This is a genomic window from Paraburkholderia sediminicola (assembly GCF_046026895.1).
Taxonomy (GTDB): domain Bacteria; phylum Pseudomonadota; class Gammaproteobacteria; order Burkholderiales; family Burkholderiaceae; genus Paraburkholderia; species Paraburkholderia sediminicola_C.
On record NZ_JAQQEU010000259.1, the window covers coordinates 1 to 775 of the forward strand.

Below are 775 nucleotides of genomic sequence, written 5' to 3' on the forward strand. Positions count from 1 at the left end.
GAACGGCGACTGCGAACTGCAGGACATGGCGGGCGTGACCGGCCTGCGCGAAGTGCGCTACGGCTTCGACGGCGCGAACCACCTGAAGGACAAGAAAGACGAGTCGAACCCGTACTTCACCTACGACCCGTCGAAGTGCATCGTCTGCAATCGCTGCGTGCGCGCGTGCGAGGAAACCCAGGGGACGTTCGCGCTGACGATCGCCGCGCGCGGGTTCGAATCGCGTGTGGCGGCCAGCGAGAACCAGCCTTTCATGGACTCGGAGTGCGTGTCGTGCGGTGCATGCGTCGCCGCGTGCCCGACCGCGACGCTGCAGGAGAAGTCCGTGATCATGCTCGGCCAGCCCGAGCATTCGGCCATCACCACCTGTGCGTATTGCGGCGTCGGCTGCTCGTTCAAGGCGGAGATGAAGGGCAACCAGGTGGTGCGGATGGTGCCGTACAAGAACGGTCAGGCCAACGAAGGTCACGCGTGCGTGAAGGGCCGCTTCGCGTGGGGCTACGCGACGCATAAGGACCGCATCACGAAACCGATGATCCGCGCGAAGATCACCGATCCGTGGCGCGAAGTCAGCTGGGAAGAAGCGATCGCTTACGCGGCGTCGGAGTTCCGCCGCATTCAGGCGAAGCATGGACGCGATTCGATCGGCGGCATCACGTCGTCGCGCTGCACGAACGAAGAAACCTATCTGGTGCAGAAGCTCGTGCGCGCCGCGTTCGGCAACAACAACGTCGATACCTGCGCGCGCGTGTGCCACTCGCCGACCGGCTATGGG

The 775-nt window shown here is 64.5% G+C and carries 1 protein-coding gene; it reads left to right on the top strand.

Annotation, left to right across the window (positions count from 1 at the left end; all coding sequences use genetic code 11):
- Nucleotides 1-775 (top strand): molybdopterin-dependent oxidoreductase (locus PQR02_RS40630; RefSeq protein WP_408243421.1); only part of this gene is annotated, 775 nt, incomplete at both ends.